This window comes from Providencia sp. PROV197, assembly GCF_028479625.1.
Lineage (GTDB): Bacteria > Pseudomonadota > Gammaproteobacteria > Enterobacterales > Enterobacteriaceae > Providencia > Providencia vermicola.
On record NZ_JAMPNZ010000014.1, the window covers coordinates 13,914 to 31,417 of the forward strand.

The window sequence follows — 17,504 nt, forward strand, 5'->3', positions numbered from 1 at the left end:
TATTGGTGCTCTCGACTTATTTTGAGTATAAAGATAGCCTTATACTCAAGTAATAGGGGTTTATATTTCGTTTTCGCAGTAAAAACGTAAGGTTATAAAGCCTTAAAGTTTAGTATAGTGGCTTCGTTCGGCTACTCGCAACACATCATTATAAAAAAGTTATTTCGATTACAGGAGCGCATTTTCATGTCAACGAGTTTGACCTATTGTTACCTACCCGACGAAATCCAAAAATGGCCTGGTCTGCCCCTTTCTTTAAGTGGGGAAGAAGTGATGCCCCTTGATTATCGTGCTGGTGACAGTGGGTGGTTGCTCTATGGTCGCGGTTTAGATAAAGCGAGGATCAGTAATTTCCAACAACGTCTGGGAATTGCGATTGTGATTGTGTCTTCATGGCGCATTGATGACTACCAAGTTGTAAGGATTGCAGGCAGCATCACGCCAAGAATTAAAAAGCTCGCTGATGAATGTCAACTAGACGTGGTGCCATTAGGGCAAATCCCGCGCTTACGTTCGCCGGGGATTTTGTTGATGGATATGGACTCCACTGCAATTCAAATCGAATGCATTGATGAAATCGCCCGCTTAGCAGGGGTGGGTGAGCAAGTGGCCGAAGTCACTGAGCGAGCAATGCAAGGGGAGCTGGATTTTACCGAAAGCCTACGTGCCCGTGTCGCATTATTGGAAGGCGCAGATGCAGCTATCTTAGATAAAGTCTTAGAAACACTGCCATTAATGCCGGGGTTAACGAACCTTGTTCGTAAGCTACAAGCGATGAACTGGCATATTGCAATTGCCTCAGGCGGTTTTACGTTTTTCGCCGACAACCTAAAACAAAAACTCAAATTAGTGGCGGCTGTAGCGAACCAGCTTGAAGTGAAAAATGGTAAGCTAACAGGGAAAGTTAAAGGGCCGATTGTTGATGCAAAATATAAAGCGCAAACCCTAGTAAAACTGGCGGAAAAACTCGAGATCCCAATAGAGCAAACCGTGGCGATCGGCGATGGTGCCAATGACCTAAAAATGATCCGTAAGGCAGGTCTGGGAATAGCATATCATGCGAAACCAAAGGTGTATGCGAGAGCAAAAGTGGCGATTCGTCATGCGGATCTCATGGGGGTGTTGTGTGTACTCAGTGGGGGCCTGAAGCACGAGGAACGCTAATATTCTTCATATTTCGTGCTGTGGCGGTGTTGGCTGCACTCGGCTGCTTGGGTCACATACTTGTGTATGCTCCTAGGGCTTAGCTTCACTTGCCGCCTTGTTACAACACAATCCATTTTGAATATTATGAGATTAATTTAACGCTAAATTAATAGATAAAAGAGTTTGCTGTAGAGGTGTTGGCTTCACTCGGCTGCTTGGGTCACATACTTGTGTATGCTCCCCAAGACATCCTCCTTTGCCGCCTAGCCACAACACGAACTATTTTGAATATTAGTTTTAAATTAATTTATAAGAAGAATCTGCTGTGGCGATGTTGGCTTCACTCGGCTGCTTGGGTCACATACTTGTGTATGCTCCTAGGGCTTAGTTTCACTTGCCGCCTTGCTACAACACAATCCATTTTGAATATTAAGCTAATTTAATTTTCGAGATTTGAAGACTCAAGAACATTAGAACATTGTGGTTCGTCGGTTGTAAAACAGCATAATTTTAACGAGGAGTTTGGTGTGGCGAAAGGGGTAAAAAGGGCGTTTGTCTGTAATGAATGCGGAGCGGATTACCCGCGTTGGCAGGGGCAATGCAGTGCTTGCCATGCATGGAATACGATTACGGAAGTGCGTCTTGCCTCAACAAACTCGGCTTCACGTAATGACCGGTTAACGGGGTATGCGGGGAATGCGGCTGGGGTGAGTAAAGTTCAGAAACTCTCTGATATCAGCCTTGAAGAATTGCCTCGCTTTACGACAGGTTTTAAAGAGTTTGACCGTGTATTGGGCGGTGGAGTTGTGCCAGGAAGTGCCATTTTGATCGGCGGAAATCCAGGGGCGGGTAAAAGTACCTTGTTGCTGCAAACCATGTGTTTGTTATCTCGTGAAATGAAAACCCTGTATGTTACGGGGGAAGAGTCATTGCAACAGGTGGCGATGCGCGCACACCGATTAGGTTTGCCGACAGACTCGCTCAATATGCTCTCTGAGACCAGCATCGAACAAATTTGTTTAACCGCAGAGCAAGAACAGCCTAAATTAATGGTGATTGACTCCATCCAAGTGATGCATATGGCTGATATCCAATCCTCTCCGGGCAGTGTTGCGCAAGTCAGGGAAACCGCAGCTTATCTCACTCGCTTTGCCAAAACTCGTGGTGTCGCCATTATCATGGTTGGTCACGTGACAAAAGATGGCTCACTGGCTGGGCCAAAAGTACTCGAACATTGTATCGACTGCTCTATCATGCTTGATGGCGACGCAGATAACCGCTTTCGTACCTTACGCAGCCATAAAAACCGCTTTGGGGCAGTGAACGAATTAGGGGTGTTTGCTATGACAGAGCAAGGCCTCAAAGAAGTGAGCAATCCCTCCGCGATTTTCTTAAGTCGCGGCGATGAAATTACGTCTGGGAGTTCCGTGATGGTGGTGTGGGAAGGGACACGCCCACTGCTGGTGGAAATCCAAGCGCTGGTCGATCACTCAATGATGTCGAACCCACGTCGTGTAGCTGTTGGCTTAGAGCAAAACCGTTTAGCCATTTTATTGGCGGTGCTGCACCGTCACGGTGGCTTGCAAATGTCGGATCAAGACGTGTTTGTGAATGTAGTAGGGGGCGTAAAAGTGACTGAAACCAGTGCTGATCTCGCTTTGCTATTGTCTCTTGTATCCAGTTTCCGTGACAGGCCATTACCGCGCGACCTTGTTGTTTTTGGCGAAGTCGGGTTGGCGGGTGAAATTCGCCCAGTACCAAGTGGGCAAGAGCGTATTTCAGAGGCGGCAAAACACGGTTTTAAACGCGCTATTGTTCCCCATGCCAATATGCCGAAAAAATCACCACCAGATATGAAAGTGTATGGGGTGAAGAAATTAGCGGATGCATTAAGTATTTTGGATGAGCTATAACGCTTAGAGCAAAAAGGAAAAACCATGGCTGAATTTGACTATCTAAAAAACGCGATCAAAAGAGCGGGCTATACGCTTCAACAGGTTGCGGATGCGACAGATATGACCAAAGGCTATCTCAGCCAGTTGATTAACGACAAAATTAAGAGCCCAAGCGCCCAAAAAATCGCTGCGCTTCATCGCTTTCTTGGATTGGAATTCCCCAATCAGCAAAAAACGATTGGTGTGGTTTTTGGTAAATTTTACCCGCTACATACGGGGCATATCTATCTTATTCAGCGGGCGTGTAGCCAAGTGGATGAATTGCACATTATTTTGTGCCATGATGAACCTCGTGATAAAGAGCTGTTCGTCAATAGCTCCATGTCCCAACAACCCACGGTGAGCGACAGATTGCGTTGGTTGCTACAAACCTTTAAATATCAAAAAAATATTCATATTCATTCGTTTGATGAGCAAGGTATTGAGCCTTATCCACACGGTTGGGAAGTGTGGAGCGATGGAATGAAAGGCTTTTTGAAAAAGCACAATATTAACCCGAGATATATTTATTCTGGGGAAGCCAATGATACTCTGCGGTACAAGAAACACTTAGGTGTCGAAACTATTTTAATTGACCCTGAACGTACTTTTATGAATATCAGCGGCAACCAAATTCGCCAAGCACCTTTTCGTTATTGGGAATATATCCCAACGGAAGTTAAACCCTTCTTTGTTCGTAAAGTCGCTATTCTTGGTGGTGAATCCAGTGGAAAATCGACGTTAGTCAATAAGTTAGCTAATATTTTCAATACCTCCAGTGCATGGGAATATGGTCGTGACTATGTGTTTAGCCACTTAGGTGGTGATGAGATGGCATTGCAATATTCGGACTACGACAAAATTGCATTGGGGCATGCACAGTACATTGATTTCGCAGTGAAATATGCCAATAAAGTCGCATTTATTGATACCGACTTCGTCACGACTCAAGCCTTTTGTTTACGCTATGAAGGTAAAGAGCACCCATTTGTTCAGGCATTGATAGACGAATACCGATTCGATTTGGTAATAGTTTTAGAGAATAACACCCCTTGGGTGGCAGATGGTTTAAGAAGCTTGGGCAGTGATAAAGACCGAAAAGCTTTTCAAAACCTACTGATTGAAATGCTTAAGAAAAATAATATTGAATTTGTGCGGGTGGAATCCTCAGATTACGATACACGCTTCTTGGAGTGTGTCACCCTCGTTCAGCAGTTATTGATGCTAGATGACTTATAAAATTATCCAATAAAAACGGCATCATTAGGTGCTAATTTTATTTTACTAACACTCTATTACTCCATCTATCCCTTAAATAATTTGGATTATAGGTAGGCGGCAAGGGAGTGAGTCCCTAGGAGCATACATTAGTATGTGACTAGGGCTCACGAGCGCAGCCAACACCGCTATAATCCGAAATTATGACAGGGATTTATTTGGTCATACGTTTATACTTCATCCTGTGCGGTTGCAATGCTTCTGCACCTAACGTCCGCTTCTTGTAATCTTCATACTCAGAGAAGTTACCTTCGAAGAACGTAATATTACCTTCATCTTGATAATCAATGATATGCGTAGCGATACGGTCAAGGAACCAACGGTCATGGGAAATAACCATTGCACAACCAGGGAACTCTAACAGCGCATTTTCTAATGCACGTAAGGTTTCTACGTCGAGGTCGTTGGTTGGTTCATCGAGTAACAGCACGTTGCCGCCCACTTGCAGCAGTTTTGCTAAGTGTAAACGACCGCGTTCACCACCGGATAATTCGCCAACACGTTTACCTTGGTCAACGCCTTTAAAGTTAAATCGGCCAACGTAAGCACGGCTTGGGATCTCGAAATTGCCGATGCGCATGATGTCTTGTCCGTTGGAAATTTCTTCCCACACGGTTTTGCTGTCATCCATTGAGTCACGGAATTGGTCAACAGACGCGATTTTTACCGTCTCACCCAAGGTGATCGAGCCTGAGTCTGGTTGCTCTTGGCCTGAAATCATACGGAACAGCGTGGATTTACCCGCACCGTTTGGACCGATGATCCCAACAATGGCTCCTTTAGGAATGGAGAAATTCAGGTTATCGATTAATACGCGGTCGCCATAAGATTTGCTTAGGTTTTCAACTTCGATCACTTTGTCACCTAAACGTGGTCCAGGTGGAATAAAGAGCTCGCTTGTTTCATTACGTTTTTGATATTCAACGTTATTAAGTTCTTCAAAGCGAGCAAGGCGTGCCTTACCTTTCGATTGACGGCCTTTTGGATTTTGGCGGATCCACTCAAGTTCTTTCTCGATAGACTTACGGCGAGCGGCTTCAGTTGATGCTTCTTGCGCCAAACGTTCATCTTTTTGCTCAAGCCAAGAGGAGTAGTTACCTTCCCATGGAATACCTTCACCACGGTCAAGTTCGAGGATCCAACCTGCAACGTTATCTAAGAAATAGCGGTCATGCGTGATGGCGACAACGGTGCCTTCGTAGTCATGTAAGAAGCGCTCTAACCACGCAACGGATTCGGCATCCAAGTGGTTGGTTGGCTCATCGAGCAGCAGCATGTCTGGTTTTTCCAGCAGTAGGCGGCAAATTGCCACACGGCGGCGTTCCCCCCCAGAGAGGTTTTCGATTTTTGCATCCCAAGCTGGCAGGCGCAGCGCATCAGCAGCACGCTCTAATTGGTTATCTAAATTGTGGCCATCTTGTGCTGAAATAATCGCTTCTAACTCGCCTTGTTCTTTGGCCAGTTTATCAAAATCAGCACCTTCTTCAGCGTAGGCGGCATAAACTTCGTCTAAACGCGTTAATGCACGTTTAACTTCGCCAACAGCCTCTTCCACCGCTTCACGCACAGTGTGCTCAAGGTTCAGTTTTGGTTCTTGTGGCAGGTAGCCGATTTTTAAACCAGGTTGCGGACGTGCTTCACCTTCGATATCGGTATCAATACCCGCCATGATGCGCAGTAATGTTGATTTACCTGCACCGTTGAGACCTAAAACACCGATCTTAGCCCCCGGGAAGAAGCTCAGAGAGATATTTTTTAAAATATGACGTTTCGGTGGAACAATTTTTCCAACCCGATACATACTATAAACGAATTGAGCCAAGTTATTTACCTTTTGTTTTATAAAGGGAATTTTAATTTTATGCTGTTTTCTGTGCGTCAGGGGAAAATGCCCTAAAAGACAGAGAAAAACCGCGATAAATTGTTTGTCCTGAACTATACCTGAACATCAGAGGATCATCCATCCCTCCCCGTTATCTGATGAGAGATAGGCAGATAACAGCGGTGTTTTATTTTTAAACATTTACTTTTTTAACTCTGACTGCATAGTGAGTCGATACGCTATACAGGGAGTGAATTGCGATAAAAAGTTTTATGCACAAAGGAATAGAGCGTTTTTTAGGATGGTAATTACCTCAGGTATTCAAGCGAAACATATTACAAAATTATGGATACCGCTTACTGCGTTAAATACGACCAAAAGGCCACAAGATATGTCTGCACCCTAGTTGGGAACTACATCAGTTAAAAGATGCTGATTTGCAAAGTCATTGGTCAATATCCGTCAATGGAAATTGGCGATTAACGTTTAAATTTGAGGGTGAAGATGCCATCCTCGTTGATTATCAAGATTATCATTAAGGTGAAAATCATGAATAAAATGCATAACCCTGTACACCCTGGTATTGTGCTGCGTGAGTATTTAGAGGGAATTTCAGTGACAGGCGCTGCGAAAGGGCTGGGTGTCACAGGTGCAACATTGTCGCGTATTCTTAATGGTAGCAGTGGCGTTTCAGCAGATATGGCGATCCGCTTGGAAATGGCATTAGGAACCAGTGCAAAGATGTGGGTAGAAATGCAGGCTCAATATGAACTTTGGCAAGCTTCTTTGGAAGAACGCCCCGCAATTAAACCGTTATTTCCGAGGAGCAAAGACTTTAAATCATTTATGGGCTGACTGATACGTAAAAGACTGTAAAGTCGATAAATTCAAGAACTCTCCGCTGTTACTAAATAAAAACTTTCGGTAGCATTCACAGTATTGATATATGTTTAATATACCCGTAATCCTACAAGTTGCAGCGCTTTTCGTTGAGGTATAAGTGACAGCGCTCAGTTAGCAGAGTCACATAGTTTATCTATGCTCCTCGCCTATCTTCGCTTGTCGCCTACCTGCAACTCGAATTATTTGGGGTATATATAGGTTAAGGTTTCTCCTGTATTTTGACTTTAGTTTAGCGATGGAGCGAGAGGATATGAAACGTTGGTTAGCGGCAGTTCCAGTAACAATGATGCTGGTTTCTAGCACCGTATGGGCAGATTCCCTACAGTCACAGCGGGAGCGGTATCAAGCGATTAAAACCGCTTGGGATGCAAATAAAATGGATGAAGTGGAGCGCTTATTGCCGACGTTGCATGATTATCCTCTTTATCCCTATTTGGCTTACCGTGAGTTGACGCAAGATCTTGATATTGTTTCACCTCGTCAAGTTCAAGAGTTTATTAATGCCTATCCAACGCTACCTGTTGCTAAGAATTTAAAAACGCGTTTTGTCAATGAACTTGCCCGTCGCCAAGAGTGGAAATCATTGCTTGAATTTAGTCCTGAGGCACCAAAACCTGCCGAAGCACAATGTAATTTTTATTTTGCTAACTGGGCGGTTGGGAACAAACAAGTGGCTTGGCAAGGCGCTGAAAAAGCGTGGTTAAATGGCCATTCAATGCCCGCGGCCTGCGATAAACTATTTAACGAATGGGAAAAAGCAGGCTATTTAAGTGCTGAAATGGTGCTGGAGCGTATTAATCTGGCGATTAAAGAAGGGAACCCATCGATTGCCAGTTATTTAGCAAAACGTCTACCACCGAGTTATAAAACCATTGGTGATGCGTTGATTAAATTGCAAAATGAGCCAGCTTCGGTGGTTTCGTTTGCAAACACTGTCACCCCAACGGATTTTACTCGCCAAGCAACCATTGCGGCATTTAACCGTTATGCTCGCCAATCGCCAGATGCTGCTCGCTCCGTATTAAGCAGCGTAAGCTCTGCGCAAAAAATGAATATGGCTGAAAGCCAGCAGCTAAAAGACAGCATTGCATGGCAGTACATGGGGGATGTGACTCCTGAACAAGCACAGTGGCGTGATGAAACTATTCAGGAAACGAATTCAGCTTCGTTAAAAGAGCGCCGTGTTCGTCTTGCGTTAGGGCAAGGGGATAAAATGGGTGTCGCTTCATGGTTAAGGCAGCTTCCAGCGGAAGTGAAAAACAAAGAAGAATGGCAATATTGGCAGGCGATTACGCTAATTGATGCAGGGAAAAAAGCGGAAGGCGAAACGCTGCTTCGCCAGCTAACTGAAAAACGTGGTTTCTACCCGATGGTTGCCGCACAAGTGTTAGAGATTGATTACCCTGTGTTAGTCAAAAGCGCGGTGAAGCCTGATGCGAGCATCAGCCAGCTCCCTGAAGTCCAACGTGTGCGAGAGCTAATGTATTGGGAAATGGATAATTTAGCGCGCTCAGAATGGGCAAGCTTGGTGGCATCCCGCCCAGCTAATCAACAAGAACAGTTGGCACGTTATGCGTTCGATAATAAATGGGCAGATCTCAGCGTGCAAGCGACGATCACGGCAAAACTGTGGGATCACCTTGAAGAGCGCTTCCCATTGGCGTGGGATAAAGAATTTAATCTGTATACCAAATCAAAAGACATACAAAAAAGTTATGCGATGGCGATCGCCCGCCAAGAAAGTGCTTGGAACCCGCAAGCACGTTCGCCTGTTGGTGCGACAGGTTTGATGCAGTTAATGCCAGCAACCGCAAAACATACGGCACAGAAGCAAGGCATTGATTATGTGAATACTAGCCAGCTAACTAACCCAACGATGAACATCGAGCTGGGGACGGCTTATCTGGAAGATGTGTATCAGCAATTTGGTAACAACCGTATCTTAGCCAGTGCAGCCTATAACGCAGGCCCATCACGAGTGACACGTTGGCTAGGAAACAGCGGTGGTCGCATCGATGCCGTGGCATTTGTTGAAAGTATTCCATTCTCGGAAACTCGCGGGTACGTGAAAAATGTGCTGTCGTATGATTTATTTTATCGCCATTTTATGGGGCAAAAGAATAGTAAGGTTCTTATGCCTAACGAATGGAATATGAAATACTAAAAATACTCTTCATATTTCGAATTGTAGGGGTGTTGGCTTCATGTGTTAGCCCTAGTCACATACTTTTGTATGCTCCTAGGGCCTAACACATTTTGCCGCCTACCTACAATCCGAACTATTTTGAGTATTAAGACTTGTCATATTTCGAATGATAGGGGGTTGGCTTCATGTGTTAGCCTAGCCACATACTTTTGTATGCTCCTCGAGCTATCCTCGCTGGTCGCCTAGTCACAACTCAAATTATTTAGCGTATTAATGCAGTAACTAAATGAAATTCGCTTTTTTTTTGTTTGGTTGGTTGATGATTTCTAATCAGAGTGTGTTATCATTTGTACTAGTTAAATAGTATGGATGGATAAACGATGACAGCAAATCAACACAATGATCCGGCGCTAACGGCCGATGAGAACGCTGACTGGCTGCGCTTTGTGAATTTACTTCAATTGGCATTTGAACAAGATATTCAATTGCCAGTTCTGCAATTACTGCTTACTCCAGATGAACGAACAGCTTTAGCAACTCGGGTAAGGATCGTGCAAGAACTGATGCGTGGCGAAATGAGCCAACGAGAACTGAAAAATGAGCTCGGAGTTGGAATAGCGACGATTACACGTGGGTCAAATAGTTTAAAGTCAGCGCCTATTCCAGTGAAGGAATGGTTAGAGCAGCAACTCCTCTGATATTCGTTATACTTCGCACGATGACGTTGTTGACTGCTCTCGGCTACTTGGGTCACATACTTATGTATGCTCCCCAAGCTATCCTCGCTGGTCGCCTAGTCACCGCACGAATTATTTAGAATATCCATATTCGTTATGCTTCAAATTAGAATATCCTATTTGTCATGCTTCGAATGAATACACATAAAAAAAGTATGGTTTCCCATACTTTAGTGTGTATAAAAGTGGTGCTTTTGCCTACATGCAATTTTAATTATTTTGAGTATAATTAGTCTTCGACTTGGTTTAGCTCTTTATAAATTTCATGCTTAATGGGAACCAAAGCCAGTATCAAGGCTTGTTGGTAAACACTGGTGCGGGTTAATACACCGTCAGTGAAAAAACCGATGGCACCACCTTGTTGTTTGATATTATCGATACCCGTCAAAAAGGCCATTTCATCGCCAAGTTCACGACCTTCGCGAATACCTGCCAGAATTTTTTCTGGGATCATAATACTTGCAGAGCGAGACTCACCGCGAATTTGTTTGTGTTCAATGACAATCCAAGCGAAAGTCATGTCATCATCAATACCCGCTTCAATACCGACCCAAAAGTCGGCTTCAGGGCGAACTTGTCTTGAAGCCATCACGCGTTGTCTAGCACCTGTACGGGTTTCATTATTACCGATAGGTTGCTGTGGAACACTGCTATCGACATTAATATCTTCAATTTGATAACTGCCAGGCCCAAATACAGCATCGAAAGCTAGATTGATCGCTTTAATTTTGGCAGGGTTAGTCGTTGCAGCTATAACTTGGTACATTCATTATTTTCCTTTGAACACATACTTCGAAAAGTAATAACGGAACACATCTATGTTACAGGTTTATCTTGTTCGCCATGGCGAAACTGAATGGAATTTGGCTCGTCGCATCCAGGGACAATCTGATAGCCCTCTGACAGCCACAGGACGATTGCAAGCAAAGCAGGTGGCTGAAAGGATAAAATCAGAAGGCATTACCCATATTATCACTAGTGATATGGGGCGCACACTAGAAACTGCACAAATCATTGCAAGTGTATGCGGATGTGAAATTATCACAGAACCGCGTCTACGTGAACTAAATATGGGCGTGTTAGAGCAAAGAGCGATTGAATCATTGACGGCAGAAGAAGAACAATGGCGCAAAAGTTTGATTGATGGCACTCGTGGTGGACGTATCCCGAATGGTGAATCCATGGAGGAACTCTACACTCGTATGTTTGCCGCGTTGAATAGCTGCTTAGATTTACCCGAAGGTAGTCGTCCATTATTAGTGAGTCACGGTATTGCATTGAGTTCATTAATTAGCCGTATCATGGGGGTTCCTGCATACTCAGAGCGTCGTTTACGTTTACGTAATTGCTCGTTATCTCGCGTGGATTACCAAAACAGCCCTTGGTTAGCGAGTGGTTGGATTGTTGAAACGGCAGGGGAAGTTACTCATCTTACGCAACCCGCGTTGGATGAACAGCAGGGATAGTGATAGAAAAAAGGCGTTTCAACGGTGAAACGCCTTTTGTTTAAGCTGCTGCAGCAACATCCGTTTTGATAGGGACATAATAGTCAAACGTATCGATGTGCGTTTTGGGGTCATCACTGTCAGGTTTTATGTTATGTAGCTCTATGTTTTTTAATCGATAGTGTTCGATATCATAACCTGGTCGACGGGTTAAATTAAGTTTTGGTAAATAAACACCGTAGATTTGATACAGAAACTCTTGTAGTGCATCACGAGTTGGCACACCACTAAATGAAAATTTGACGTAATTTCCACTCGGTAGGGTGATATTCGAGTATTGATCCGTATTGAAACTCGCATCTTCTGGTTTTACAGCCGTGGTATAAAACACCGTCTGCTCATCCTCTTTTTCGGGATTATGGATCGCATGATGCAAGCCAAAAACCTCAGAGGCAATAGTTGTAGTGTTATCCAAATAGTAGTGCCAGAACGATTGGCGCATTTTCGAACACGCAGTTGACCATTCTTCGAGAGCATATGAACAGCTTTGTTCTAAGCCAACCAGTGACAGCTCAGGCATTTGCATAAACTCATGATCAATATTGACGTGGTTATCTAAAATAATTGGCGGGCAAATACCCGCGGCGCACCATTCTTCACTGCGGCGATAAAAAGCGGGCGTTAGGTTAAACTGCTTTTTAAAGGCGCGCGTAAATGTTTGTTGCGAGTCAAAGCGATATTGCAGAGCAATATCTAAAATTGGTCGGCTGGTTAAACGTAGTGCTACAGCCGCACGAGAAAGCCTTCTGGCTCGAATATAAGCGCCAATCGCTTGGTCAGTGACCTCTTTAAACATACGTTGCAAGTGCCACTTAGAGTAGCCTGCTTTTGCAGCGACATTATCCAGCGAAAGCGGTTTATCGAGGTTATCATCTATCCAGCGAAGCAAGTCGCGAATAATATTAGTTTGATCCATGTATATCCCCAGCCAATGCGACTTATCGAACAGATATAATCTATCAATGAATTGCTATTCTATATCAAGTTATCTTTTTCGTTTATAGTAAATGAGTTGTATTTGAGAATTAGTTAGAAAAGTGAATAATTAACTCTGTAACGGTGTTTTATTGGTTTAAATTGAATAGGAAACCCAGTATGCGTTTTTCCACATTAAAAAAGGTTGTATTTGCGTCATTATTAGCGGTGGCGTCTGGTTCAGCGCTCGCTGAAGAAGTTGGTTCAGTGGATACTGTGTTTAAAATTTTTGGGCCAGACCATAAAATTGTTGTTGAAGCCTTTGATGACCCTGATGTTGAAAATGTCACATGCTATTTGAGTCGTTCAAAAACGGGTGGGATCAAGGGCGGGTTGGGGTTAGCGGAAGATACTTCAGATGCAGCAATTTCCTGCCAACAAGTTGGCCCTATTGAGCTGAGCGACCGTGTAAAACGCAAGCCAACAAAAGGTCAGGTTGTTTTCCAGAAAAGAACGTCGTTAGTTTTCAAGAAGCTGCAAGTGGTGCGTTTTTATGATCCAAAACGGAATGCACTAATTTATTTAACTTACTCAGATAAAATGATCGACGGTTCCCCGAAAAATGCCTTAAGTGCTGTGCCGATTATGCCTTGGTGATGCTGAGCGAGCGATAAACACAAAAAAGCACCTTTTCAGGTGCTTTTTTACATCGAAAAATAGAGAGCTAATTATTCGTCTAAATCACCACAGAAACGATAGCCTTCACCGTGAATAGTCGCGATGATTTCTGGCGTGTCTGGTGTCGATTCAAAGTGTTTACGGATACGACGGATAGTTACGTCAACCGTTCTGTCGTGTGGTTTTAATTCACGACCAGTCATTTTCTTCAGTAAATCAGCACGGGTTTGAATTTTGCCCGGATTCTCACAGAAATGCAGCATCGCACGGAACTCACTACGTGGTAATTTGTAGTGTTCACCTGCTGGGCTGACTAATGAACGGCTGTTAATGTCCAATTCCCAACCATTGAATTTATAACTTTCAACAAGACGGCGTTCTTCAGTGCCACCTGCTAAATTCATGGTACGAGATAATAAATTACGCGCACGAATGGTCAGTTCACGTGGGTTAAATGGTTTGGTGATATAATCATCAGCGCCAATTTCGAGGCCAAGGATTTTATCGACTTCGTTATCACGGCCTGTTAGGAACATTAAAGCGATGCTTTCTTGCTCACGCAACTCACGTGCCAATAATAAACCGTTTTTACCTGGTAAGTTAATATCCATGATGACTAAATTGATGTCATGCTCAGAGAGGATATTGTTCATCTCTTCGCCATCAGTTGCCTCATGGACCACATAGCCTTCCGCTTCAAAGATACTTTTCAGCGTATTGCGTGTGACAATCTCATCTTCAACAATCAAAATGTGTGGGGTCTGCATAGTTGCTACCTAAGTATTAAAATAAAAATACTGAACTCACAAGCCGTTTCCAGTTAGGTGGTTATTGATATTGTTCTCTGGGAAAACACGTTTATGAGTATAAATTTGTTTTGAAATTCAACAGTGACTTTATGTTGCCGTTTCTAGCAATTGACTCTAAAAGTGAATCAAAATATAAGCACTCTCCCAATATTGGGCTGTTAACAGCAATATAACAGCTAATACTGCATTTACCACCTAAAAAACTAACTTTTGTTGATACATATCAAAATCAATTGTAGCACGTTAACAAAAATTGTTAGGTAGATAATTATATAAATTAACTTGTGGTTTAGATATCAGATAGGAGCTTAAAATTGCAGGAGCTAATGAGAGGGATTCCTGTTTGGGATTGATATTAAAGCAATAAGTTTTTAGCCGGCTAAATATACCATGACTATTAATGCTCAATTTGTGACCTAGTTCGAATTCTAGAGGGTTATTTGTATTGCCAGAAAGCCTCTTTGGAGAATCAGTGATAGCGGGAAGATAAAATAAAAACATCTATCTTGGGGTTTTGTGGTGTTTAGTTTGGAAAGTTCTCTATTTTATTTTAATTAATTGGTTTTTTTTTACAATTAAGAAACATATTACTCAGTGTTGTTGTTGGGTAGATACCAATAAAATCATAATACTAAGTAAAAAAACTTAGTTTTGGATAGGTGATTTTACTTGAGAAGAAAAAATCAAAATAACAATGAATTTTTTGTTTTTAGAGATGTACATCGCTCACAGTAAAGCCAGAATACTTGTTATTTTTGGTTATTTAATGACCTGATTTGAATTAAAATTTTCAAAAAGATATTAAACTTAAAATTTAATATTTTATGGTGTTAAAAACTGCATTTTTTGTATTCACTCTGTTTTTATTCAAGGTTTAGCTCTTTTTGTAGATAGTTTTTAATCAAAAAAAAGCAATTTTAGCCATATGTTTTTACAAATAAATTTGACAATTTATAGCAATTGCTTTAACCGTATAGGGAGAAACCTAATGAATCAAATGAGACAGACAGAATTTATGCGTAATATCAGCCTGACTATTATTATTACCACCACCACCGTAACCACAGGAAACGGGGCGGGCTGACGCATCCAAAAAATAAAAATGAAAAAGCCCGCATCCCTACCAGATGCGGGCTTTTTTTTGGTGTTAATTCAGGAGAGAAATACCATGCGTGTGCTTAAATTTGGCGGTACTTCGGTTGCGAATGATGAACGAGTACTGAATGTTGCTGACATTGCTGAAAGTAAATTAGCAGATGGGCAAGTGGCTCTGGTGTTGTCAGCACCAGCAAAAATCACAAACCATCTCGTTGCAATGATTGATAAAACGGTTGCAGGTCAGGATGTCATCACGCATGTGAATGATGCCGAAATGATTTTTGCTAGCTTGTTAAAAGGATTGAAAGAAAAACAGCCTGGTTTTGAATATGACAGGTTGAAAAAACTCACTGAACAAGAATTCGCGCAAATTAAACAAGTACTGCATGGTATTACTCTTCTAGGCCAATGTCCTGATAGCATTAACGCATCAATTATTTGTCGTGGTGAAAAACTGTCAATTGCCATTATGGAGTCCGTTTTAAAAGCTCGGGGTCATAACGTCACGGTAATCAATCCTGTCGAAAGTTTATTAGCCAAGGGGCACTACCTCGAGTCTACAGTTGATATTAATGAGTCAACAAAGCGTATAGCTGATCTAAATATTCCCAAAGACCACTTTGTGTTAATGGCTGGATTCACCGCAGGTAATGAAAAAGGGGAGTTAGTCGTTTTAGGGCGTAACGGTTCTGACTACTCAGCAGCCGTATTAGCTGCCTGTCTACGCGCAGATTGTTGTGAAATCTGGACTGATGTTGATGGTGTTTATACCTGTGACCCACGTCTTGTACCTGACGCCCGTTTATTGAAAGGGATGTCGTATCAAGAAGCCATGGAGCTTTCTTATTTCGGTGCTAAAGTTCTTCATCCTCGAACAATTGCCCCAATTGCCCAGTTCCAAATCCCTTGCCTAATCAAAAACACCACTAACTTAAGCGCTCCAGGCACCCTAATTGGTGACGGTCAAACAGATGATAGCACACCAGTAAAAGGCATTACTAACCTGAACAATATGGCGATGATCAACGTTTCAGGGCCTGGAATGAAAGGGATGGTAGGGATGGCTGCACGTATTTTCTCAGTGATGTCTCGTAAGGGGATCTCTGTCGTGCTAATCACTCAATCGTCGTCTGAATACAGTATTAGCTTCTGTGTGCCTCAAGGAGAATTGCAGCGTGCACGTACAGCTCTTGAAGAAGAGTTCTATCTAGAACTTAAAGATGGCGTATTAGACCCGCTGGATGTGATGGAGCAACTGGCTATCATCTCCGTTGTTGGTGATGGTATGCGCACATTAAAAGGCATCTCTGCGCGTTTCTTCTCGGCATTGACCCGCGGTAATATCAACATAGTGGCAATCGCCCAAGGTTCGTCTGAGCGCTCTATTTCTGCTGTGATTGCAAATGAGTCAGCGACAACGGCGGTTCGCCTCTGTCACCAAATGCTGTTTAATGCAGAACAAGTGATTGAAGCATTCATCGTTGGTGTCGGCGGTGTGGGTAATGCATTGATTGAACAAATTCATCGCCAACAGCAATGGTTGAAGCAAAAACACATCGACCTGCGTGTGTGCGGTATTGCTAATTCGCGCGCAATGTTGACCAATATGCAGGGCATTGATCTGGATAATTGGAAAGCAGAATTAGCACAAGCAAAAGAACCGTTTAGTTTAAGTCGTTTGATCCGTTTAGAACGTGAATATCATTTCTTAAACCCAGTGATCATCGATTGCACCTCTAACCAAGAAATTGCTGAACAATATGTGAACTTCTTAAAAGATGGTTTTAACGTGGTGACACCGAACAAGAAAGCAAACACGTTATCCATGGATTATTACCACCAATTACGTACCGCAAGTGAAACGTCAAAGCGTAAGTTTTTATATGATACAAATGTGGGAGCGGGTCTGCCTGTTATCGAAAACCTGCAAAATTTATTGAATGCAGGTGATGAACTGGTGCACTTTAGCGGTATCTTATCAGGTTCATTATCCTTTATTTTCGGTAAGTTAGATGAAGGGATGTCATTATCTGAAGCAACAACCTTGGCGAAAGAAAAAGGCTTTACTGAGCCAGATCCTCGTGATGATTTATCAGGGATGGATGTTGCGCGTAAATTATTAATTTTAGCCCGTGAAGCAGGTTATAAATTAGAGTTACAAGATATTGAAATTGAAGCCGTTCTCCCAGCTGATTTTGACAGCTCAGGCCCAGTTCCTGAGTTTATGGCACGTTTACCGCAACTCGATGCTCAATTTGCTGAACGCATAAAAGCCGCTGAAGCAGAACAAAAAGTGTTACGCTATGTTGGATTGATAGAAGAAGGGCGCTGCCAAGTTAAGATTGTTGCAGTGGATGGTAATGACCCGCTCTTTAAAGTCAAAAATGGCGAAAACGCATTGGCTTTCTATACACGCTATTACCAACCAATTCCTTTAGTATTAAGAGGTTATGGTGCGGGTAATGATGTTACAGCAGCGGGTGTATTTGCAGATATGTTACGTACTCTGTCATGGAAATTGGGAGTTTAATAA

15 protein-coding genes and 1 other annotated feature are annotated in these 17,504 nt (G+C 42.9%); of the genes, 11 read left to right on the forward strand and 4 right to left on the reverse strand.

The genetic code is table 11. The features are described from left to right. The first annotated feature begins 186 nt into the window (after window positions 1-186). The 3 genes from serB to nadR all read left to right on the forward strand — a co-directional run bounded on the left by serB (window position 187) and on the right by nadR (window position 4,319). Window positions 187-1,164, forward strand: a complete 978-nt coding sequence (serB, locus tag PR808_RS06610; RefSeq protein ID WP_206084501.1) for a phosphoserine phosphatase — start codon at window positions 187-189, stop codon at window positions 1,162-1,164. Window positions 1,165-1,673: 509 nt separating this feature from the next. Beyond that, window positions 1,674-3,059, forward strand: a complete 1,386-nt coding sequence (radA, locus tag PR808_RS06615; protein ID WP_047756332.1) for a DNA repair protein RadA — start codon at window positions 1,674-1,676, stop codon at window positions 3,057-3,059. 24 nt (window positions 3,060-3,083) lie between these two features. Then, the gene (gene nadR, locus PR808_RS06620) at window positions 3,084-4,319 is read left to right on the forward strand and encodes a multifunctional transcriptional regulator/nicotinamide-nucleotide adenylyltransferase/ribosylnicotinamide kinase NadR (protein ID WP_206084502.1); all 1,236 of its coding nucleotides are present in this window, start codon (window positions 3,084-3,086) and stop codon (window positions 4,317-4,319) included. Between the two features lie 193 nt (window positions 4,320-4,512). Here nadR and ettA read toward each other — a convergent pair whose 3' ends face one another. Beyond that, complete coding sequence (gene ettA, locus PR808_RS06625; RefSeq protein ID WP_206084503.1) at window positions 4,513-6,180, reverse strand: energy-dependent translational throttle protein EttA; 1,668 nt, start codon at window positions 6,178-6,180, stop codon at window positions 4,513-4,515. Window positions 6,181-6,575: 395 nt separating this feature from the next. Here ettA and PR808_RS06630 point away from each other — a divergent pair, with 395 nt between their 5' ends. The 4 genes from PR808_RS06630 to trpR all read left to right on the forward strand — a co-directional run bounded on the left by PR808_RS06630 (window position 6,576) and on the right by trpR (window position 9,927). After that, window positions 6,576-6,719 (forward strand): type II toxin-antitoxin system RelE/ParE family toxin, encoded by a 144-nt coding sequence (locus tag PR808_RS06630; RefSeq protein ID WP_272539037.1) that lies wholly within the window; start codon window positions 6,576-6,578, stop codon window positions 6,717-6,719. Window positions 6,720-6,729: 10 nt separating this feature from the next. Then, window positions 6,730-7,035, forward strand: a complete 306-nt coding sequence (locus PR808_RS06635; RefSeq protein WP_272538964.1) for a HigA family addiction module antitoxin — start codon at window positions 6,730-6,732, stop codon at window positions 7,033-7,035. A 298-nt stretch (window positions 7,036-7,333) separates the two neighbouring features. Then, on the forward strand, window positions 7,334-9,247 hold the full coding sequence (gene sltY / locus PR808_RS06640; protein WP_272538965.1) for a murein transglycosylase: 1,914 nt from the start codon (window positions 7,334-7,336) through the stop codon (window positions 9,245-9,247). Window positions 9,248-9,609: 362 nt separating this feature from the next. Continuing rightward, on the forward strand, window positions 9,610-9,927 hold the full coding sequence (gene trpR / locus PR808_RS06645; protein WP_272538966.1) for a trp operon repressor: 318 nt from the start codon (window positions 9,610-9,612) through the stop codon (window positions 9,925-9,927). Between the two features lie 268 nt (window positions 9,928-10,195). On the opposite strand, the gene yjjX is transcribed toward trpR, so the two are convergent. Next, on the reverse strand, window positions 10,196-10,732 hold the full coding sequence (yjjX, locus tag PR808_RS06650) for an inosine/xanthosine triphosphatase (RefSeq protein WP_047756997.1): 537 nt from the start codon (window positions 10,730-10,732) through the stop codon (window positions 10,196-10,198). A 52-nt stretch (window positions 10,733-10,784) separates the two neighbouring features. Here yjjX and gpmB point away from each other — a divergent pair, with 52 nt between their 5' ends. After that, a complete protein-coding gene (gene gpmB, locus PR808_RS06655; RefSeq protein ID WP_206084507.1) occupies window positions 10,785-11,432 on the forward strand; it encodes a 2,3-diphosphoglycerate-dependent phosphoglycerate mutase GpmB in 648 nt (215 codons plus the stop codon). Window positions 11,433-11,472: 40 nt separating this feature from the next. On the opposite strand, the gene robA is transcribed toward gpmB, so the two are convergent. Then, complete coding sequence (gene robA / locus PR808_RS06660) at window positions 11,473-12,387, reverse strand: MDR efflux pump AcrAB transcriptional activator RobA (protein WP_206084508.1); 915 nt, start codon at window positions 12,385-12,387, stop codon at window positions 11,473-11,475. A gap of 179 nt (window positions 12,388-12,566) precedes the next feature. Between robA and creA the strand changes: the two genes are divergently transcribed. Next, complete coding sequence (creA, locus tag PR808_RS06665; RefSeq protein ID WP_206084509.1) at window positions 12,567-13,043, forward strand: protein CreA; 477 nt, start codon at window positions 12,567-12,569, stop codon at window positions 13,041-13,043. 71 nt (window positions 13,044-13,114) lie between these two features. Here the strand turns inward: creA and arcA are convergent, their stop codons facing one another. Continuing rightward, window positions 13,115-13,831, reverse strand: coding sequence for a two-component system response regulator ArcA (gene arcA / locus PR808_RS06670; RefSeq protein ID WP_206084510.1), 717 nt, complete (start codon window positions 13,829-13,831; stop codon window positions 13,115-13,117). A gap of 1,057 nt (window positions 13,832-14,888) precedes the next feature. Here arcA and thrL point away from each other — a divergent pair. Both thrL and thrA read left to right on the forward strand, forming a co-directional pair. Further along, entirely contained in the window at window positions 14,889-14,957 is a 69-nt protein-coding gene (gene thrL, locus PR808_RS20680) for a thr operon leader peptide (protein ID WP_071548816.1), read from the forward strand. Further along, window positions 14,896-15,017 (forward strand) — a sequence feature (Thr leader region). It overlaps the preceding gene by 62 nt. A gap of 24 nt (window positions 15,018-15,041) precedes the next feature. Further along, window positions 15,042-17,501 carry a bifunctional aspartate kinase/homoserine dehydrogenase I gene (gene thrA, locus PR808_RS06675; RefSeq protein ID WP_206084787.1) on the forward strand — a complete coding sequence of 820 codons (2,460 nt, stop codon included), beginning with the start codon at window positions 15,042-15,044 and terminating at the stop codon, window positions 17,499-17,501. The last annotated feature ends 3 nt before the right edge of the window (window positions 17,502-17,504 follow it).